Origin of the sequence: Leptospira fluminis (assembly GCF_004771275.1) — a bacterium.
GTDB classification, from domain to species: Bacteria; Spirochaetota; Leptospiria; order Leptospirales; family Leptospiraceae; genus Leptospira_B; species Leptospira_B fluminis.
In genome coordinates this window covers 52,450-72,111 of the sequence record NZ_RQEV01000012.1, presented here as the reverse complement: position 1 = coordinate 72,111, position 19,662 = coordinate 52,450, and the positions used below count along the sequence as shown (strand labels likewise).

The 19,662-nt window shown below is 48.1% G+C and carries 18 protein-coding genes; all 18 read right to left on the bottom strand.

Going from position 1 to position 19,662, the window contains the following annotated elements:
• Window positions 1–58: 58 nt before the first annotated feature.
• The 18 genes from EHO61_RS12265 to rbfA all read right to left on the bottom strand — a co-directional run bounded on the left by EHO61_RS12265 (window position 59) and on the right by rbfA (window position 19,650).
• Window positions 59–676, bottom strand: coding sequence for a riboflavin synthase (locus EHO61_RS12265; RefSeq protein ID WP_135813880.1), 618 nt, complete (start codon window positions 674–676; stop codon window positions 59–61).
• Window positions 661–1,926 carry a bifunctional diaminohydroxyphosphoribosylaminopyrimidine deaminase/5-amino-6-(5-phosphoribosylamino)uracil reductase RibD gene (locus EHO61_RS12260; RefSeq protein ID WP_135813879.1) on the bottom strand — a complete coding sequence of 422 codons (1,266 nt, stop codon included), beginning with the start codon at window positions 1,924–1,926 and terminating at the stop codon, window positions 661–663. Before EHO61_RS12260 ends, EHO61_RS12265 begins: the two co-directional genes overlap by 16 nt.
• Complete coding sequence (gene secF / locus EHO61_RS12255) at window positions 1,923–2,864, bottom strand: protein translocase subunit SecF (protein ID WP_135813878.1); 942 nt, start codon at window positions 2,862–2,864, stop codon at window positions 1,923–1,925. Before secF ends, EHO61_RS12260 begins: the two co-directional genes overlap by 4 nt.
• Complete coding sequence (gene secD / locus EHO61_RS12250; RefSeq protein ID WP_135813877.1) at window positions 2,857–4,806, bottom strand: protein translocase subunit SecD; 1,950 nt, start codon at window positions 4,804–4,806, stop codon at window positions 2,857–2,859. The genes secF and secD overlap by 8 nt, the downstream gene beginning before the upstream one ends.
• A gap of 9 nt (window positions 4,807–4,815) precedes the next feature.
• Window positions 4,816–5,505 (bottom strand): SRP-less Sec system protein, encoded by a 690-nt coding sequence (locus EHO61_RS12245; protein WP_135814211.1) that lies wholly within the window; start codon window positions 5,503–5,505, stop codon window positions 4,816–4,818.
• Window positions 5,506–5,549: 44 nt separating this feature from the next.
• Window positions 5,550–5,900 (bottom strand): preprotein translocase subunit YajC, encoded by a 351-nt coding sequence (gene yajC / locus EHO61_RS12240; protein WP_135813876.1) that lies wholly within the window; start codon window positions 5,898–5,900, stop codon window positions 5,550–5,552.
• A gap of 57 nt (window positions 5,901–5,957) precedes the next feature.
• Window positions 5,958–6,968: an anthranilate phosphoribosyltransferase gene (gene trpD, locus EHO61_RS12235; RefSeq protein WP_135813875.1), complete on the bottom strand. Its 1,011-nt coding sequence runs from the start codon at window positions 6,966–6,968 to the stop codon at window positions 5,958–5,960.
• Entirely contained in the window at window positions 6,958–7,692 is a 735-nt protein-coding gene (gene pgsA, locus EHO61_RS12230) for a CDP-diacylglycerol--glycerol-3-phosphate 3-phosphatidyltransferase (RefSeq protein ID WP_135813874.1), read from the bottom strand. Before pgsA ends, trpD begins: the two co-directional genes overlap by 11 nt.
• The gene (rimO, locus tag EHO61_RS12225; RefSeq protein ID WP_135813873.1) at window positions 7,689–9,014 is read right to left on the bottom strand and encodes a 30S ribosomal protein S12 methylthiotransferase RimO; all 1,326 of its coding nucleotides are present in this window, start codon (window positions 9,012–9,014) and stop codon (window positions 7,689–7,691) included. The genes pgsA and rimO overlap by 4 nt, the downstream gene beginning before the upstream one ends.
• Before the next feature lie 8 nt (window positions 9,015–9,022).
• Window positions 9,023–10,159: a helix-turn-helix domain-containing protein gene (locus EHO61_RS12220; RefSeq protein ID WP_135813872.1), complete on the bottom strand. Its 1,137-nt coding sequence runs from the start codon at window positions 10,157–10,159 to the stop codon at window positions 9,023–9,025.
• A gap of 25 nt (window positions 10,160–10,184) precedes the next feature.
• Window positions 10,185–10,919 (bottom strand): LolA family protein, encoded by a 735-nt coding sequence (locus EHO61_RS12215; RefSeq protein ID WP_135813871.1) that lies wholly within the window; start codon window positions 10,917–10,919, stop codon window positions 10,185–10,187.
• 108 nt (window positions 10,920–11,027) lie between these two features.
• Complete coding sequence (locus tag EHO61_RS12210) at window positions 11,028–13,877, bottom strand: DNA translocase FtsK (RefSeq protein ID WP_135813870.1); 2,850 nt, start codon at window positions 13,875–13,877, stop codon at window positions 11,028–11,030.
• A 331-nt stretch (window positions 13,878–14,208) separates the two neighbouring features.
• Window positions 14,209–14,643: a dUTP diphosphatase gene (dut, locus tag EHO61_RS12205; protein WP_135813869.1), complete on the bottom strand. Its 435-nt coding sequence runs from the start codon at window positions 14,641–14,643 to the stop codon at window positions 14,209–14,211.
• 11 nt (window positions 14,644–14,654) lie between these two features.
• The gene (locus tag EHO61_RS12200) at window positions 14,655–15,989 is read right to left on the bottom strand and encodes a M16 family metallopeptidase (RefSeq protein ID WP_210415337.1); all 1,335 of its coding nucleotides are present in this window, start codon (window positions 15,987–15,989) and stop codon (window positions 14,655–14,657) included.
• 7 nt (window positions 15,990–15,996) lie between these two features.
• Window positions 15,997–18,084: a polyribonucleotide nucleotidyltransferase gene (gene pnp / locus EHO61_RS12195; RefSeq protein ID WP_135813868.1), complete on the bottom strand. Its 2,088-nt coding sequence runs from the start codon at window positions 18,082–18,084 to the stop codon at window positions 15,997–15,999.
• Window positions 18,085–18,095: 11 nt separating this feature from the next.
• On the bottom strand, window positions 18,096–18,362 hold the full coding sequence (gene rpsO, locus EHO61_RS12190) for a 30S ribosomal protein S15 (protein WP_135768392.1): 267 nt from the start codon (window positions 18,360–18,362) through the stop codon (window positions 18,096–18,098).
• A 51-nt stretch (window positions 18,363–18,413) separates the two neighbouring features.
• On the bottom strand, window positions 18,414–19,340 hold the full coding sequence (truB, locus tag EHO61_RS12185; RefSeq protein WP_135813867.1) for a tRNA pseudouridine(55) synthase TruB: 927 nt from the start codon (window positions 19,338–19,340) through the stop codon (window positions 18,414–18,416).
• Window positions 19,297–19,650 (bottom strand): 30S ribosome-binding factor RbfA, encoded by a 354-nt coding sequence (gene rbfA, locus EHO61_RS12180; protein ID WP_135768394.1) that lies wholly within the window; start codon window positions 19,648–19,650, stop codon window positions 19,297–19,299. The genes truB and rbfA overlap by 44 nt, the downstream gene beginning before the upstream one ends.
• Window positions 19,651–19,662: the final 12 nt, after the last annotated feature.

The following is a 19,662-nucleotide window of genomic DNA, read 5'->3' as shown; positions in this document are numbered from 1 at the left end:
AGGCATCAAAGGCGGAGAGAAATGCAGGAATTTCTGGAGCTTCCGAGGCCGAGAAACCCTAGTTTTCTACCTTTCCGGATTTCAATAGATGTTCCAGGTATCTCGCCACAAGGTCGATTTCCAAATTGACCTTGGCTCCCGGTTTCCAAGAGACACCGGCGTTCGTTTTTTCCAGAGTTTCCGGAATCAATACGAGTTCGAATTCTCCGGGATGAGAATCCACTATAGTCAACGAGATTCCGTCCACTGTGACACTACCTCGTACCGCAAAGTATTTGGAAAATTCCGGGTCATGTCGGATCAGAATCCGGAGCACTTTTCCGTCGTCCTTCTCCTCTACGGAGTCGATTGTTCCCGTAGCATCCACATGACCTGTGACGAAATGCCCGCCCATTCTAGTATGAGGCTGAACCGAGCGCTCCAGATTTACCGTGGTTCCGACCTCCAAGGTTCCGAAATTCGTGAGCTCCAGAGTTCTGTAGGAAGAATAGAACTCGAATACGTTTCCGCGTCCCTGAAAGGAAGTCACAGTATGGCAGGCTCCGTTGACGGAAATAGAGTCTCCGTTTTTCAGGTCGGGATCCTTCCACTCCGTGCGCACGGAGAATACTTTGCCTTCTCCCGTATCCGAAACGTTTTCGATTTTTCCGGTAGCTTCTATCAATCCGGTGAACATATTTTTAAAATCTCCCACTCGTCGGAATCGACTCGGAATTTCCCGTAAGGACACAATTCCGTTTTCCAGTCCGGACGTCTCCCCTGTTCCAGACGGATCGTACCGGATCGGACCTGCAAACACGCATCGCCAATTTCCATTTCTCTGGAAAATTCGGAATACAAAAAATTTCCGCCTTCCACCAAAGCCAAGCTTACTCCCCAGCCCGCCAATCTCTCCAGAACCAAATCCTTAAAGGAATGTTTCGGATAAGAAACCACCCTACCTTCGGACAAATCCTCCATACGTTTCCTAGATACGGTACCGTATTTTACGTCCTCGGAAAGAAAAAAGGCGATCTTTTTCGAACCGTATTTCAGGTTTAATTCTTCCTGGATTCTCCAGAACTCTTCCGGCACTTCAGATTCTTCGGGCGGAAAAAAAACCCGAAGAGGTTGGTAATCCCTTTCATCGGTCCCATGCTCCGAAATCACCTCTTCTCTTCCGGCGAATCGGAACAATTCGGAAATCAGACCGGGGAACCCGCCCTGCGAGGAAATAAAATCCTGTTTTGGAATATCTATTTTTTCTAAAATGAAAGCCCTCTTTTCGGGAGTTCTAAAGTTCAACTTAGGCAGGTCGATCCGAACGGTCTTCGGGCCCACTAAAATCGCGTCCATTTTAGCCCGTAAAAAGGAGAGAAAAAAATCCGAAACCGTATTGGAGATCTTTTCCCGGAGTCCGCGATGACCCGAATAAAATCCGTCCTTGCTTAAGGAGGATTTCAACAAGATGGAAGGCCTGGACTTAGAAATCAAACTCGTAAATCCGAAGAGAAAAACGGAGGCGATTTCCGCGAGTTCCGGATGGGGAACTACGTTCACCTTCGCGTTCGTCAGTTCCGCAAGTCCGTCCCTTTTTTTGACGAGCGGATTCGGATCCCGCCATCCGTAATACAGTGTTTCCGGTTTTGCCTCTAAAAATAAATCTAAGCAGGGGGGTGTCCTGCCGAAATGAGAACAAGGTTCCAGGGTTACGTAGGCGTCGTGAGGCGGCAACCCATCGGAAAACTTCTCTCGAAGTTGGCGATAAGCCTCCCGTTCCGCATGGTTTCCTCCGACTACTTTAGTTCTTCCGGAAGCCAGGATTCTTCCCGAGGAAGGATCGGTCAGTACGCAAGCTACCGGGGGATTCGGTGAGGAGAATCCCAAGGACAAAAAGGAGGATCGAAGGAGCTCCTCCCGAATTTCTTTCGGGAGGGAGTGTTTCAAGATTTTTTGAACCGATTCGATAAGTCGTCGAAAATGTCCACCAAAGGAGCGGCGATGAATATGGAGGAAAAAGTTCCCAGAACGATTCCGAACGTGAGCACGTAAGCGAAGTCGTACAACTCCACCGCTCCCCCTATGATGATCGCCACGACGGAGATCAAGGTGGCAAAGGAGGTATTGATGGTTCTACTTAGGGTTTGATTGATGGAGATATTGATCACGTTGGAAAACACGTCCTTCATATTTCCGGAATTTTCCCGGATCCTGTCGAACACTACGATCGTATCGTTGATGGAATATCCCAATAGAGTCAAAAGGGCGGCAATGATAGGCACGCTGGGTTTGATCTGGAAGAATCCGATGAACGCCAAGGTGATCACCAAATCGTGGACGAGAGCCAAGATGGCGCCTAACGCGAATTTGAATTGAAAACGGAAACTTAAGTATCCGAGAATAATCAAAAGAGTCAGCCCGAGCAGAGTGATTCCCGTAGAGGTCAATTCCGCTCCCACCACGGATCCGACTTGGTTGGCGGAAAGAATCGCTTTTTTGTCGAGTTTAAAATCGTCGGTCAACAGTCCGATAAGCGCGTCTATCGCCGAAATCTGTTTGGCTTCCGGCGTGAGGTTGTTTCCTTTTTTTTGGAAATACAGTTCTTTGATCCGGTCCGCGGAACCCAATCCTATATCGATCTGAAAATGGTTCTTTTCCTTGTCCATCTGGACGAGGACGGCTTCGATCCCTTTGGAAGAAAAGTAATCCTCCAAACTTTTCCGGTCGACGGATTTGTCGAATTCCACTACCGTTCTGAGTCCGCCGTCGAAGTCCAAAGAGGTGGCAAAACCCTTGTATTTCCCGAAAGTCACTCCGAAACCTACGACGATCAGGAGCGTAGAAAGAGTGATGGAAAGGTATTTGTATTTTATAAAATCAAACATTTTTGGGCACCAGCCTCTTGAATCCGATTTGGAGTTTCGTAACCCCGAGTTTATTTACGAGCAGATCCATGATCATTCTGCTTAGAAAAAGAGAAGTGAATAGGGATGTGACGATCCCCCAGCAGAGAGTGATCGCGAATCCTTTGATCGGTCCGTTTCCTAATTTGATCATCAGAATCCCGGAAATAAGAGTCGTAATGTTACTATCTACGATGGTCCAAAACGCGTTATCGAAACCTTGGGCAACCGCCGCAGTGACATGCTTGCCGGCTCGAAGTTCCTCTTTGATACGTTCGTAAATGATCACGTTCGCATCCACGGCCATACCGACCGTAAGAATAATCCCCGCAAAACCGGGCAAGGTCAGCGTGAATCCCATCAAAGAAAGCAAGGCCATGAGAACGATCACGTTTACGAGCAGGGCGATATCGGCGACCAGACCGGAAAGACGGTAGATCGCGACCATAAACAATATTACCAGCACGAATCCCAAAAGCACGGCCTTCAAACCCACTTCGATCGATTCGATTCCGAGAGTGGGACCGATGAATCTCATTTCAAGAACACTGAGCGGAATCGGTAGAGCTCCTTCGCTGATCACGTTCGAAAGGTCCACTGCTTCCTCGCGACTGAAGTCTCCGTCGATCTGCGCGTTCCCGCCCGCGATCGGCCCCTTGATAACCGGAGCGGAAATCACCTTGTCTCCCCAGACGATGGCCAATTGACGACCCACGTTTTTGGAGGTGATTTCGAAGAATTTCTCCGCACCCGCGGAGGTCAGGGTAAAGGATACGAAATATCCCAGACGGTTATTGTCATAGGAAGGCCTGGCGTCCCTCATGTCCTTTCCGTCAAGCGCGATGGCCCTTTCCAAAACGATGAATTCCCGAGGGAGAAGAGGAGCTTTCGGATTGGCGCCTCTTGCCCACAGAGCATACAACTTGTATTTTTCGGGAATATTATATTTCTTTTCCAAGGTTACGAGGAATTTATCCTGTTCGTCCTTCCCGATTTTTTGCTTTATAATATTCTGAAATTTTACTATATCGGTTTGTTCCCGCTTGTCCTCGGCGACTAGACGGTTTTCTTCCGTGTCTATCAGGGTTTGGTACGTTCCGCGGCCGTCGCTTTGGCTCTTGGGATCCCTGGCGGGTTCCTTTAGCCTATATTCCACCGTCTCGGTGTTCCGGATAATATCCAATATTTGGGAAGAATTGCTGACCCCGGGAAGGGATACTTCTATGGAATCCTGGTCTTTCTGGATACGAACCTGGGGTTCCGTCAAATTCTGGTTGGTAAGACGATTGTCGATGATGAGCTTCGCTTTTTCCAGCTCTATCAGTTTTCTGGAAGGATTGAGGGTGAAGTAACTTTCGATCTCCGCGAGACGATCCTTGGCTTCCTGTCTTTCCTTTTCGACTAGGTTCTTGTCCTCGGATTTCTTGTTCAGATTTTCGATTTCCTTCGCATAACTATCCCGGAGCTTGGAAGCGTAGTCTTCAAAGTCCCCTTTCAAGACGACGCGCATTCCCCCTTGTAAGTCCAATCCCAGCTTGATGGTAAGAGGCCTTTCTCCGAAGAAATATTTTTCCACCCAAGTGGGCCGCAGCTTATTCTTTGGTTCCAGGATAAGTTCCTGGTTTTCCTGGGAAAGCTGGTTGATCTTTGCGGAAGTGATGAACCTTCCCGTAACCAAATAATAATCCGCGTCCGGAAGGACTCCCGGATCGGGTTCGATCTTCCAGGCGTCCTTAGGATCATAGTCGTTTTTCCAACGTTCGGAAAAACTTTCCAGGGCGGCCTTTTTCTTTTCTTCCGGAAGATCCCGGAATTCTTTTCGAATCGCGAGTTCCAGCTCTCTGGTTGCGAAGTTAGGATACAGTAGCGTTAAGGAAGCGGCTACAACGAGTATGGGTACAAGGATCCATTGGGCGGATTTCAATTTCGACTCCTAGTCTCTTCTCACTTTGTTTATTGTCACCGGAGAGCGCCGGCTGATACGCGGCCCGCCCGCCCGAAGACGGTACAAGGCAAATAGGATGATCAGTCCGAGAATGATGATGGGCTTTTTATATTCCGAAAAGAAGGAAACGATCGCGTTTTGGTCCTTTTGCTCGGCGGCCTTCCGTTTTTCTTCTTCTTTCTTTTTATCCTGGCCCATCTGCAGGATATTTCCTAGTTTTTCCTGAAAGGAATTCTCCGATTTGGAAGCGTTCGAAGAAGTGTCCGAATAACCGGGAAGATTCTTGGGATTCAGCGCCGTCTCTTCGTTTACCCAGTACGGTTTTTGGGGACGTCCGAACTCTTCCTTTTTGACCGGTTTATCGGCGGGCTCTTCCGGATTCTTGGATTGTCCGTCGGGACCGGTTCCGGATTCGTTCTTAGGATCGACTGCCGATTCCGGCTCCACCTTTTTCTTGGTTTCGTTTTCCTTTGCCTCGGTCGCAGGTTTCTTCTTCTTCGAGCCTTTCTTAGATTTCTTCTTTTTGACGGTCTTAGCGCCCTGGGCCTTTTTATCGGATGCAGCGGTCGCTTTTTTAGGTTCGGAAACCTTGTCCAAAAAATCGATTTCCTCCCCGTCCTGGCCGAAGGCAGGAAGGGTCAGAATTATGGAAAGAAAGAGGCATAGGATTTTTTTCATCATCTCACCCGGTCACTACTATACCTATCGGAAGGTTGCGGTTTTTACCCTTCCTTCTTCTTTACGATCGTGCTCGTATTAAACGTTACATTCGTATCCTTGGCGATAGCCAAAACGACGACTTCGTTGTTTTCCTTGAACTCCACCACTTTTCCGTGAATTCCGGAGGAAGTAACGACCGTATCCCCTTTTTGGAGGCTTTCTATCATGGTCTTGCGTTTCTTTTCCTCGTTTCTCTGGGGACGGATCACCAGGAAATACATGATCACGAACATAACCGCAATCATTCCGTAGGGAGAAGTCAATAGAGACAGAGGATTTCCCGCAGACGGAGCGGCAGCGCCTGCATCCGAGGCTTGCGCGAGTAATAGAAATGAATTTAAATCGAATTGCATCTTGTTCGTCCTAAATGAGTTCCGGTTGGTTCGGTTTGGAGCCAGTATTTTCCCAACCTACCGTTTGGTAATTAAATTTTGAAAGAACTGCTTCGTTTTTCCGCTGCTTAGCTGTTCTAATGCGATCCGGTAGCCTTCCTCGATCGAGTGCACCTTTCCCATCACGAACAACCCTGCCCCCGCATTCAACGCGACCGCATGTGCTCCTGCGATTTTTTCCCCTTCCAGAATTCGGCGAGCGAGTTCTTCCGCCTGGTCCGGTCCCGAAGTGAAGACTTCCTGGGGAGATTGCGTTCCGAGCCCGAGAGTCTTGGGATCGAAGTCCTTCCTCGAAATCACGCCGTCTTCCAATAGAGTATAATCCGTGGTTTCAAAGATGGAGAACTCGTCCAAACCGTCCCGGGAATGGCAAACCAAGGCCTTTTTCAAACCCAATCCCTGAAGGACCCGGATCAATGTTTCCATCAGTTCCGGTTCGTACACTCCGATGATCTGGTACTGCGGAGAAAAGGGATTACTCAACGGTCCTATCATATTAAATGCCGTGCGAAAACCCAACTCTTTCCTGACCGGAGCCGCAAATTTCATGGAAGGATGCCACATAGGCGCGAAAAGAAAGGTGAAGCCGCTCTCTATCAAATGGGATTCCACTTCTTCCTGAGTCTTTTCGGTGTTATAGCCCAATCGGGTTAAGATGTCGCTGGACCCCGTGTGGGAAGAGACGGAACGATTTCCGTGTTTGGCTACCTTCAACCCTAAGGATGCTAGAGTGATGGCGGAAAGAGTGGATATATTGACCGTTCCTTTTCCGTCTCCTCCCGTTCCGCAGGTATCCAACATGTCGAAGGGAAAAACCGTCTTCGGTTTTAAAGCGTTCCTGCGAAGCGCCAGGGAAAATCCCAGAAGTTCGTCTACGGTCTCCCCCTTGGATCGTAATGCGGTGAGAAAGGAGGCGAGAAGGATCTCGGATACGGAACCTTTCATAATATCGTTCATAACTGCTTCCGCTTCCGCGACCGTTAAAGGCTTACGGTCCAAGACTTTCAATATCGCTTTTCTAATTTCCATTTTTACGAAAGACCCTCCTGATCGCGCTCGGCTGCAGAACTTCTCGGTTCGAAACTAGATAACGGATGCCGGATAAAACCGTAATGAAGGTCGTAAGTAGCATCCCGAAATACGGAACGAAACCTCCCAGTTCGAAAACCAATTCTCCCCAACCCGGAACTCCTTCCTCCTTCCAGGAAAGGAAAAAAGCCTCCGCATTCCCGGAAGCGATGGTAAAAACGGTAAATCCCGCTTCTTTTCCGCTATGATATACGTCGTTGATCAGGGTCCTTTTTTTGGAGGAGACCAGAATGAAGAAGATCAATATCAGAATGATCGCACCCATTTGAAATGCGGTTTTGACCTTTCCCAGCATGGTGGTCCGTATGGAATTCCCCTGCCGAATCGCCAAAAACCGTAGAGTTGTGATCAACATGTCCCTACCCACGATCAGAAGAACCATCCAGAGCTCTATCTGTTCGTGCAGAAAGATAAAAGTAGTGAAGCAGCCCACCACGATGATCTTGTCCGCGAGAGGATCCAGAAATTTTCCGAATTCGGTCTCCTGTTTCCATTTTCTCGCCAAGTATCCGTCTATAAAATCTGTGACGGAGGCAGCCGCGAATAAAACGAGAGCGGCGATATGATATGCCTGCTCTTTTTGATACAAAAACCAGATGAAGAATGGCAAGGAAGCCACACGGAGGACCGTAAGCGTATTCGGTATATTAATATTGGAGTTCAAGCGTTCGACCAGGTTCCCATCATATCGTACTCGTAAAAAGATTCCACTTTCACTTTTCCGATCATTCCGGGCTTGAGACCTGGATCTTCCACATATACGATCTCGTCTATTTCCGGAGCATCTTGGAAGCGTCTCACGATCGCGGAACCGTCTTCTATCCCGTCTACGATTGCCGGATATTCCTTCCCGATCCGGGACTCGTGGATTTCCTGCAGAATCTTCAAATGAGTTTCTCGAATTAAGTTGATTCGCTTAGCCTTTTCCTTTTCCGAAACGGTTTGCTCCAGGTTCGCTCCGGTAGTACCGTCCTGGGGAGAATACGAAAACAGATTCACCTTTTCCGGTCTCGTCTCCTCTATAAATCGAAGGATCTCATCCACATCCTCCCCTGTTTCTCCCGGGAATCCCAAGATGAAGGAGGTTCGGATCTCAAGCCCCGGACGGGTTTCCCTCGCTAGGGAATACAGGTCCCGGAAAGCGGAATAACTCCCGCTTCGATTCATGGATTTCAGTACCCTCTCCGAAACGTGCTGGAGAGGAGATTCCAAATACGGTGCGATTTTAGGGATCTCCCGGAAGAGTCCGAGGATTTTCTCCGTCTTTTTATCCGGATATAGGTATAGAAGGCGTAAAATCTCCAAGCTCGGAACCTCCGAGACTTTACGGATCATGTCCAAAAGAAGATCGCTGTTCTTCCCGTAGTACACCGTATCCTGAGAGACTAGACAAATTTCCTTGGCGCCGGCTGAGATCGCTCTTGCGGTATCCTGAAGTATGTTTTCCAGCGGAGAATCCTGGAACTTGCCTCGGAGAGAAGGAATGATACAGAACGCGCAGCCTCGGTTGCAACCGTCGGAAACTTTCACATAGGCATAGGGTTTGGAATAATTTTCGATCCCGGGAGAAAGCTTCATCCTTTCTATCAGTTCCGCGTTGAATTCCGGCTTGGGATCCCCTTCCAGATCGCGCCGGAAAGCTTCCCGCAGAATTTTTCCGGCTTGGGAATACCTCCCCGTTCCGAATACCAAATCCACTTCGGGGATTTCCGAGGAAATATCCTTAGGATAGCGCTCCGCAAAACAGCCGACCACCACCACCTTCTGCCCTTCGCGCTTTTTAGCCTGGGTCGCTCCCAAAATCGTTTGGATCGTCTCTTCCGTTGCGGAACGGATGAAGGTACAGGTATTGATCAGATGGAAGTCGGAATCCTCAGGCGTGGATGCGGGAGAAAATCCTTCCTCCAAAAGGGAATGGTGCATGCTCATGGAGTCCACCGTATTCTTGGGACATCCTAGAGTGGTGATGTAAAACTTTTTCTCCAAAAGACCTTCTACTCGCCCAGCTCCTTAATGATAAACTGGGTGCTATCGTAAGGGTTGGGCGTTTTAATAAAGACTTTCTTAACTAATTTTCCGGGGCGGCCTAGGACCACCTTGGTCTTTCCGTTTTGAATCATTTCCACGGCGGAACCGTCACCCACCTTCAATTCCAATCGATCCTTGGCTTCCAAGGATCTGGTTTCTCCGCTCTGCACCAATCCTCTGAATCCCATCTGTCCGTCCATGATGAACTCGGCATAGCTAGGTTTGGAAAAGAAAAGTGTGACCTGGATAGGAACGTCTCCTAAGGTCTTGGTAGAATTCGAATCTTCCGTCCCCTGTTTGGTCGCGTTGGAATTCCCCGGGCGTTCCTCCTCGTTCAAGGAAACGAGAACCTTAGCGGAACTGGCGGTAACGCTCTGAGCGGTGATTCGGATACTTCTTCTCAAAGAGGAAATTTCGGGGACGGTATAACTGAGAATCTTTTCCTCCCCTTCCGAAAGTTTGAATTTATAAACGCTTAACTCGGGATAGACGTTAAAAGCCAAAAGGGCCGTGTTGGTCTCGGAACCCTGCTCCACTCCGGTGATGAACAATTTACACTGCTGGTTTGAAACGCTGAAACTTACCCCTTGGTTCGTGGTCAGGATGAAACTCTCCGGCCTGGTTTCCGGAACGGACCTGTTTACGAAATCGATATTTTCGGGAATCTCCAATTTCCGACGCCCGTCCTCCGAGACTTCGTCGTCGCTTCCGGACCCGTCGAATACATAAGGAAAAGCGAATATTCCAATAAGAACGATCAATAAAGCTCCGGCGGCGGTAATGAGCTTATTTTTGTCTATATTCAGGTCGTAATAAAAGGAGGAAGTCGGACGAGTCAATTCCTCGAGCGGCGCCTGGGATTCCTCTATCTTTTCTCCGCGGTACAGGTTTACCAGCATGCCCGTATCCAATTTGAGATAGCTTCCGTAGTTTTTTAGGAAGCCGATCGTAAAAGTTTCACCCGGAAATTGCGCGTAATCCTCCGTTTCCAACGCGAGGATATATTTCACGGAAATATTGGTGTCCTTGGACACGTCTTTGACGGTGAGTTTTTTTTCTTCCCTAGCCTCCCTAAGGATCTGCCCTACACGCTTCTGATTCAATTCCGCTCTCCTTTTCAGGGGAAGATTATTCTTCCGATACCAAGGGGTTATTTACGATTTTTGCATTTCCATCAGGGCGGAAATTAAAAAGCCCATCTTCGACGTCCGCATTTCGATCCCAGCCGGAAAACTCCACAGTGGTGGTTTTGCCTCGACCGTCGCTTGCAACCGCTCTCTTGATCAAAAAGTTCTGTTCGTCCACATAGAGAGTCATGGTTTCATATCCCCCGATCTTTTCCCTTTGTTCCAAGGCCAGTACGAAATACTTACGGTTATCCTTGGGAGAGACCTGAGGTTGTTCTATCGAATCGAACTTGTAGTGATACTTCCTGAAAATGCGGGAAAGGCCTTCTTCGGTGGCTGCGGCAAAAATCGGCCCCGACTTATTGGATTTATTTAAAGTTAAATCCTGTTTTCCCACAGCGTTCAGACGTTTGATGAAGATCCAAAGAGTCTTTCCGTCGGAAACGATCTCGTCTCCGGCAGGATCCGAAAATTCGTACCGGATCTTCCCGCCTTTTTTATAATAGCAGATCCCTTTCATGGATCTCGTCTTTTTATTGGACTCGGTTTGGATGACGAAATCCGCCTTATAGGATTTGATCTCCGAAAAGGTCTTACGTACCTTCTTTACCACTTCGGACGGAGAGTTCCAACCGTGCTTTGTGGAAGACTGTGCTCCCAGGCCCAAGGCCGCACATAGGGCAAAAAGCCCGAAAACTAAAACCTTGGAGACTCGGAAATTCTTACGATCTTTCATTTTGAGAAAAAGCCGGGATTTTTTTTCCAGGATGGAGAGTATCGGCCCGCCTGTCACTTGGTTTCTTTTTTCCGGGCGAAAAATCCCCCGGACAATGACGACAGTGATTTATCTTAGAATTTCCCTTCCTTTCGATCCTAGAATCGCAGTCACGTATCCCCTTTCCTCCATCAGTTCCATGATCCGAGCGGCTCGGTTATAGCCGATCTTCAATTTCCTTTGGAGATAGCTAGCGCTAGCTTTTCTTTCCGTTCGAACGATATCCCATGCTTTATCGAATAATTCCTCGTCCATTTCCTCCGCGGAATCCGTTTCCGATTCCTCCTCGAAATCGAGTTCCACGTACGACGGAGAACCGTACCGCTTCGCTTCCTCCACGATCTTTTCGATTTCCTCCTCGGAAATATAGGGAGCCTGGATCCTGGCCAAGTCGGCGGAAGTGGGCGATTTGTAAAGCATATCCCCTTTTCCCAAAAGGGACTCAGCTCCGTTCATATCTAGAATGATTTTCGAATCCGTTTTCTGAGCCACATGAAACGCGATTCTAGCCGGACAGTTCGCCTTGATCAAACCGGTAATCACGTCTACGGACGGCCTTTGTGTCGCCATCACTAGATGGATTCCCACCGCGCGGGACTTTTGGCTGATTCGAGTGATCGCATCTTCCAAATCCTTTCCGGATACCATCATTAAGTCGGCCAACTCGTCGATGAACACGACGATGTACGGCATTTTGGAATACCCTTCCCGGTGATAGTGCTCCTCCACCTTCTCGTTATAGGAACGGAAATCGCGACATTTCAGTTGGGAAACCGCATCGTAACGAGCCTCCATTTCCTGAATCACCCAGGCTAATGCCTTGGTCGCCTTTCTCGCATCCTTGATCACGGGCATAAGTAGATGAGGTATATCCTCGAAGAGAGTGAGTTCCACCATCTTGGGGTCGACCATGATAAAGCGCACTTCTTCCGGCGAAAGATTTAGGACGAGAGAAGCGATCATGGAGTTCAAACATACGGACTTACCCGATCCGGTCGTGCCCGCGACAAGCAGGTGGGGAAGTTTATTCAGATCTATCGAAATCAGCTTACCGGAGATATCCTTTCCAATGACTATATTCAGATCTTTCTTCTTCGCTTTCGGAGCCAGGGAAGAACGAAGAATATCTCCTAGGAGTACGTCTTCTCTGTGCTTGTTCGGGACTTCTATACCGATCGTGGATTTTCCGGGAATCGGTGCCACGATACGCACGTTTTTGACGGCAAGATACATCCTTAATTCGTCGGTCAAAGAAGTGATCCGTCCCAGTTTGATTCCGGGAGGAGGCGTCAACTCGTAGCGGGTGATGATGGGTCCACGCTCCCAAGCTACTACTTTGGTTTCGTAACCGTACACTTTCAGTGCGTTTTGGATTTCGAAAGCCACCTTTTCCGATTCCACTCGGAAGAGAGCGTCCTGTATTTTCGTCGGATTCGTATGAAGGCGATTTAACGGTATATGATAAACGGATCTCTTGGAACGAAAGATCGGAACCATCGAAACCGGAGTAAAGGGAAGTTCCGCTTGTTTCGGTTTGTCCTCGACCGGAACCGCCCGCTTATAAGTTTCCGCCCTCTCAGGTATCCTTTCTTCGATCGGAGTCGAAACCTCTGGAATCGGAGATTGCGTCACGACCGCGGGAACATTCTCTTCGAAAGTTTCCGCCTCCAATTCTTCCGTTTCTTCGATACCAGCTTCCGAAGAAATGTCCTCTTGTTCGGTACTTTCTTCTTTTTCCTCGTCTAGGAAAGCATCGGAGAGGTCCGGCTTAGCGGGAGAAAAATTCGGTTCGTCCTCATCTACGATTTTTTCATTCTCTAACTCTTTCGGATCGAGAAATTCATTCACTTGAGGAGAAGCGACTTTTCCGCCGTTGCGAAAATCCAATATCTCCCAGCTTCCGGGGTCTTTGGTAAAAGCTCTCTCTTCCGAAGTCGGAACTCCGTAAACTTTTTCCAGAAGGCCGGAAGAGGCGCTTTTGAATTGGAAAACTTTTCGGTCCTCCTCGAAAAAGCCCTCTAAAATCCCGGAATTCTTGTATTTAATCCTAGTTTGAAGATTCTCCTTTTCCGAGGAGTTCTTTCTTTCACTTCGAATAAAGGATTCCAGATCCCTTTTTTCATAAATACTCTGACGAGGCGGGACGATTTCCTGCGAGCTCCGAGCCGAAACTTCCGAAGAGGCTTCCCGTTGAAACCAAGGAGGAGTTTCCTGGGCCGTCGAATCCGAATCTTCCTTCCGTATATTTAAAAATTTCGTAATATTCTCTCCCAATGAGAAATTTCGGGTTCTCTCAGGAAATAGTCTTGCATACGTTCCGGCTTCGGAAGGGCGAGGATTTTGATTGTAACCTGCCAGCCATTGTTTCTTCCAGTCCGAAAGGGAAAAGCCGCCTTGTGCCATAATTCTTCCTAAAAAATGTACCGGAGATTCGTTCAAATAAACCAAGATTCCGTAGAAATAGATGACGAAGTGGATGAGAAGTCTGCCGGTCGTTCCGAGTACGTATTCGAGAGCCACGGCTAAGGCTTGGCCCAACACTCCTCCGTTCGAAGCGAAGGAAATACCGGAAGGATTCCCGAACACGTTGAGGCTTACGGAGACGGCGAGCAAAAAGAGAGGAATCGTAAGCAATTTACTCGTGGCATCCTGGTTCGGTTTGACCAATAAGGTTCCGCCGGTCAAAATCAACATGATTCCGGGAACATAGGCGGCGTTTCCGAATAAATACAGGATACCCCAGGAAAGATAATGGCCCGTCCGACCGAAGAGATTCGTCTGCACACCGTTTTCCGCAATGGAGAAGGACCCGAGGGAAAGGGTCAGAAAAATTCCGATAAAAAGCAGCAGATAAGGAAGGGCAGCCTTCCCCCTTTCCCAAATCAAAGCGTTCTGGTCGAATCCTGACTTTACTTCCATACCTACTAAAAATCGGCAGTTTTTGGAGAAAGGAAAAGAGAATTAGAACTTAAAGCGTCGGGGACTAGGATTGTACTAGGGGTTTTTGTGGCGGGCCCCCACCCTGATTCGGGTGGAGGTGGTGGGCTCGTGGGCAACTTGCCGCAAAAACCCCTATCATAAAAATGTCTTTTGCACAAGATTTTTTTGGATTTTTTTCTTGCAGGAGCTCCTGCAAGAAATGAAAGAAAAAATCCCTTTCCAAAATCCCAAAATTCTGCTATGTGATCAAAGCCGATGCGCACCGCGGGGTACCACCGCACCGGCCCCCACCCAGAGCAGGGTGGGGCCCCTATCTTCCCGTACTCCCAAACCCCCCGGCTCCTCTTTCGGTTTCCGGTAATTCTTCTACCGTCTCCCAATCCATAAGCCAGGTCTTCCGCAAAAGAAGCTGGGCGATCCGGACTCCGCTTTCCAAATGGTAAGCCGACTTTCCTAAATTCAATATCGGAACAAGGAGCTCCCCACGATAATCCGAGTCGATCGTTCCCGGCGAATTCGGAATCAACAGATTATGCTTCGTAGAGAATCCGGATCTAGGCCTGATTTCAAAATGATATCCGTCCGGGATGGCAAAAGAAAGACCGGTCGGCACCAGCTTGACTTCGCCGACGGGGAGTTCCCACACGGAATCCAGACAAGAATACAAATCGTATCCTGCGGAACCGCTGGTTTTGATTTCCGGCAGCTTTGCGCTGGGATGAAGTTTTTTAACTGGAATTTTCATGAAAAGTTCCGTCAAGGATAGGAAAAAGATTCGAAAATTTTCCGGACCTTTTCCTCCTCCTTGGAATTCATTTTAGCAAAAACGGATAAATGAAGTTTAGGAAGAGCAAGAATCTTTGCGGAAAGTGAATTCAATTCTTCTAAAGTAACGGACCGAATCTCGCGCATTCTTTCCTCGAGAGTATAGTATTTTCCGTAATAGATTTCCTGAAAGGCGATATTGTTCATTCGACTTTCGGTATGTTCGTATCCTATGGACAGACTACCTTCATGATTCGTCTTTGCATCCTGCAATTCCTTTGCACTGATACCTTTGTCCAAAAATATTCGAAGTTCCTCCAGGATCAGGGAAATGGATTCTAAAAATCTATCTTTGGAAGAAGAGCATACGATGGAAGTAACCCCGATATCGCGATACGAAGAGGGATAACTGGTAATATTATAGCATAGTCCCCTCTCTTCCCGGATTTTCTGAAAGAGGCGGGAAGACATCCCCCCTCCTAAGATATGAGTGAGAAGGGAAAGGCGAGTCGCGTCGTGAAATCCTCTAGGGCAACCTTCCCCACCCAAAATAAAATAGGCCTGCTCTGTTTCCTTATTTCCTTTTCTAAAAAAACCGAACTCTTTTTTCGGAGTCTCGAACGAAGCGAAAACTCCCGCTTTCGTTTTTCGAGAGAAGTATTTTTCCACTTCCCCTAAGACGACCTCAGGCTCGTAATCTCCGGAAAGCGAGATAATCATATTTTCCGAATGATAATATTTCTCGTAGAACTCCCGTAAGGAAGAAGGAGTCACCGCTTTAATACTCGCTTCGGTACCGATGATATCCCGACCGAGTGCGTTATTAGGAAAGAAATTGTTATAATAGAAATCGTGAACTGCGTCCTCGGGAGAATCTTCGTAGCCCTTCATTTCCTCCAAAACGACTTCGGCTTCGGTTCGGATGTCTCGCTCCCGGAACAACGGAAGAAACATCATCTCGGACAATAACTCCAGCCCGAGACCTAGGTCGGAAGCAGCTAAAGTCGCGTGAAAATACGTATACTCTCTGGAAGTGGCCGCGTTAGAATAGGCCCCTACCCGTTCCCAATCCTCCGCCTGCTGTTTCGCGGATCTCTTTTCCGTGTCTTTGAACAGCATATGTTCTAGGAAATGACAGTATCCCGCCTCCGATCCGGTTTCCGACCTGGACCCGACGCGAACATACACGCCTACGGAAACGCTTGCCGAATAAGGGGCGCGTTGAAACAGAACGGTAATACCGTTTGATAATCGGATTTTATGAGTTTGTTCTTCTTTTAACGCCAATGTTAGAAAGAAGGCGCCGGCCGTAGCCGACGCCTGCATCCATTAATTAAACTTCGAGAGCGTCTCTACGGGAAAGATCGATTTTTCCGGTTTTGTCCACGTTCAAAACCCGAACCCGAATCATTTCCCCTTCGCGAACCACGTCTTTCACGGAATTTACCCGTTTTGAATCCAATTTGGAGATATGGCAAAGACCTTCTTTACCGGGAAGAATCTCCACAAAGGCCCCGAAATCGGTGATCCTCTTAACTTTGCCTTCGTAAATCTTACCGACTTCTACTTCCGCAAAGAAACCTTCGACCATTCCCGCCGCTTTTTCGGCGGATTCCATGCTGGATCCGGCAATGGTTACTCTTCCGTCGTCGTCTATATTGATATCCGCGCCGGAAGCTTCGATGATCGCGCGGATATTCTTACCGCCCGGACCGATCAATTCTCCGATTCTATCTTTCGGAATATGTTTGATGATGATTCTAGGCGCCTTTCTCGAAACGGATTCTGCGGCCTTGGAAATATGTTTTTCCATCACATCCAAGATATGGAATCTCGCTTTTTGAGCCTGAGCAAAGACCGATTCCAAAACTTCGAACGCAACTCCTGTGACCTTCAAATCCATTTGGAACGCCGTAATCCCTTTGCGAGTTCCCGCGATCTTGCAATCCATATCCCCAAAGTGGTCTTCCAACCCTGCAATGTCGGATAGAACCGCAAATCTTCCCTTATCATCGGAGAATAATCCCATCGCGATTCCGGAAACGGAAGAACGGATCGGAACTCCCGCCGCCATCAAGGCCAAGGACCCGGAACAGACGGAAGCCATGGAAGAAGAACCGTTGGATTCCAATATTTCCGAAACGACACGGATCACATAAGGAAAATCATCCATCTTGGGAAGAACCAATTTCAAGGCTCTCTCCGCCAAATTTCCGTGACCGATCTCTCTTCTTCCCGGTCCGGAGGAACGTCTCACCTCTCCCACGGAAAACGCCGGGAAATTATAGTGGAGCATGAAGTTCTTTTCCTTCTGCCCTTCTAAAGTTTCGTATCTTTGGTTGTCGGAAGCAGTACCTAAGGTGACCGTTCCCAAGGATTGGGTTTGCCCTCTAGTAAAGACTGCGGATCCGTGCACTCCGGGAAGAGGACTCATCTCCACGGAAATATTCCTGATTTCGTCCAGTTTGCGGCCGTCAAAACGGACCCCTTCGTGCAATACCTGCTCGCGAACGATCTCGTATTCCAATTCGTGAAGGAAATTCTTGATGTCCTTGATCTTTTCCGGATCGGCCACCGTCGTCTTAAAGAATTCCACGACTTCTTTGTTGACGTTTGCGACTTCTTTGGAACGGGATTGTTTGTCCGGAGTCCGATTCGCTGCGGACAGCTTATCGAAAGAATATTCGCGGACCGTAGTCAGTAATGCCTCGTCTTTTTGTTTGAGTTTGACTTCCTTTTTGACTACGGCAAGTTCCTTGACCCAAGTTTCCTGCAATTCCACGAATTTAGCGATGTGGGATTGTGCGAATCTCAGCGCGGCAAGCATCTCTTCGTTGGATAATTCCTTTGCTTCGCCCTCGATCATTACGATATGAGTTTTTGTTCCCGCTACGATCAGGTCCAAATCGGAATTCGGGATTTCCTTGTTCGTAGGGTTTACGACCAATTCCCCGTTGATTCTACCGATCCGTGCTCCCGCAATCGGTCCATTAAAGGGAATATTAGAAATAGATAATGCTGCGGAGGCGGCGTTTAACGCATGACCTGCGGTCGAAACTTCGTTGTCCGCAGATAGAACCTGCACCAACAGTTGCACTTCGCAAAAATATCCTTCCGGAAATAACGGCCGGATCGGGCGATCGATGATACGGGAATTCAAAACCTCGTGCTCGTACGGTTTGGACTCCCTCTTAAAATAGCCTCCCGGAAAGCGGCCCACGGAATAGATTTTTTCGGAATATTCGCAGGTAAGCGGAAAGAAATCCTGCCCTTCTTTCGGTTCATCGGCGGCGCAAACGGTGGCTAATAAAACAAGATTTCCGGTTTTATAAACTACGGACCCGTGAGCCTGCTTGGCCCAGTCTCCCGTTTCGAGAGTGATTGTGTCCCGGCCAAAAGAGCCGGAAGTTGATTTTGCCATAATGAACTCCTTTACTTGCGGAGTCCCAGAGTTTCGATCAGTTTTTTATAACGCTCTAAGTCGTTTCTTTTCAGGTATTCGAGTAGTTTTTTGCGTTTACTCACCAGCTTTAACAGTCCGGTTTTAGAATGAAAATCTTTCTTATGACCTTTAAAATGCTCGTTTAGTCCTTTGATGCGTGCGTCCAGGAGAGCGACCTGCACTTCGGTGGATCCGGTATCGTTCTTATCTTTCGCAAATGCAGAGATAATTTGCTTCTTGGCTTCCGTAGTTATCATAGCTTGATTGTACCTTTGCCAATTTTTAGATGCCAGGGCTGGGCGTCCAAGCTAATTTTTAGGAAAGACTTTTAAATATTTATAGGACAAACTGCCAGGAAGTCCCTCTCTCTTGCACCAGGCCAATATCTCCCCTTCGGGAGAAGTCAACAGGAATTCTTGGGCAGGAATCCATTCTAATTTGATCTTCTTCCCGTGGAATACGTCTCGGATCTCCGTTCCGGGAATTTCCAATGTAGGAATGTCCAAAATTTCCTCCGGTGGATGAATTTTGACGGTCTTTTCCTCCAGACGGGGAAAATGATCCGCCTGCTCCAGAGTCAATTTTCCCACTTTGGTTCTGACCAAAGATCGCAGGCTCATGGGTAAGCCGCAGGCATTGCCGATGTCCATCACGAGCTTTCTGATATAGGTTCCGCCCGAAACTTTCGCCCGAAAGGACATACCGGTCGCACCCACTTCCTTAACAGAAAACTCGTAAATTTTGATTTTTCGAATGCTGGGGGGTACGTCCACGCCTTCCCGGAACAATTGAGCTCTCCTCTTGCCTTGCACTTTCAAGGCGGAGATCTCCGGCGCGATTTGTTCCTCCCAATTCGGAACCTCGGATAGGACTCCTTCCAGTTTCGAGCGATTCTCCGAATACCAATCCTTTATTTTTGACTCCTCCCAATCTTCCAAGACAAGACCTTCCCGATCGCCTGAATCGGTGGAAAAGCCGAATTGAACTTCGGCGATATATTCCTTGTCCTTATTCAAAAATAGAGAGGAAAAGCTAGTGGACGAACCGATGGGAAGAACCATCAAACCGGATGCGGCCTTGTCCAGAGTACCGGTGTGACCGACCTTTTTCAGTCCCAAAGATTTTTTGGCTTTTATGACCAAATCGGAGGAAGTCATTCCTACCGGTTTGTCCAGCAGCAAAAAACCGATTTCAGTCCGGATTTGTGGGTTTTCTCGTAAGTCGAAGGGATTCATCTAAACCCTGGATATATTCTTCATCCCAAACGAAATGGATCTTAGGAGTTACCCGCAGATTCAGTTTCGTAGAAAGAGTGGCGGCAAATTTACCCGCAGCGCTGTTCAAGCCTGCGAGCAATTTTTCCTTTTTCTTGTCAGTAACGATGGAAGTGACATATACGTTCAGAAACCTTGCGTCTTCGGAAAGTTCCGAACGATGGACGGAAACCATATGAACCCTAGGATCCTTGACCTTACCCGTCAAAATCATCATGGCGACGGTTCGGACCGTCTCCGCTTCGATTTTTCTTTTGCGGATCGGACTCAAAGATAACCGCCT

What these genes read in the sequence shown, in the direction of transcription:
- EHO61_RS12265 (WP_135813880.1), bottom strand. Translation starts at nt 676, where the DNA reads ATGTTCACCGGATTGATAGAAGCTACCGGAAAAATCGAAAACGTTTCG.
- secF (WP_135813878.1), bottom strand. Translation starts at nt 2,864, where the DNA reads ATGTTTGATTTTATAAAATACAAATACCTTTCCATCACTCTTTCTACG.
- EHO61_RS12245 (WP_135814211.1), bottom strand. Translation starts at nt 5,505, where the DNA reads ATGAAAAAAATCCTATGCCTCTTTCTTTCCATAATTCTGACCCTTCCT.
- yajC (WP_135813876.1), bottom strand. Translation starts at nt 5,900, where the DNA reads ATGCAATTCGATTTAAATTCATTTCTATTACTCGCGCAAGCCTCGGAT.
- trpD (WP_135813875.1), bottom strand. Translation starts at nt 6,968, where the DNA reads ATGGAAATTAGAAAAGCGATATTGAAAGTCTTGGACCGTAAGCCTTTA.
- EHO61_RS12215 (WP_135813871.1), bottom strand. Translation starts at nt 10,919, where the DNA reads ATGAAAGATCGTAAGAATTTCCGAGTCTCCAAGGTTTTAGTTTTCGGG.
- EHO61_RS12210 (WP_135813870.1), bottom strand. Translation starts at nt 13,877, where the DNA reads ATGGAAGTAAAGTCAGGATTCGACCAGAACGCTTTGATTTGGGAAAGG.
- dut (WP_135813869.1), bottom strand. Translation starts at nt 14,643, where the DNA reads ATGAAAATTCCAGTTAAAAAACTTCATCCCAGCGCAAAGCTGCCGGAA.
- EHO61_RS12200 (WP_210415337.1), bottom strand. Translation starts at nt 15,989, where the DNA reads ATGCAGGCGTCGGCTACGGCCGGCGCCTTCTTTCTAACATTGGCGTTA.
- pnp (WP_135813868.1), bottom strand. Translation starts at nt 18,084, where the DNA reads ATGGCAAAATCAACTTCCGGCTCTTTTGGCCGGGACACAATCACTCTC.
- rpsO (WP_135768392.1), bottom strand. Translation starts at nt 18,362, where the DNA reads ATGATAACTACGGAAGCCAAGAAGCAAATTATCTCTGCATTTGCGAAA.
- truB (WP_135813867.1), bottom strand. Translation starts at nt 19,340, where the DNA reads ATGAATCCCTTCGACTTACGAGAAAACCCACAAATCCGGACTGAAATC.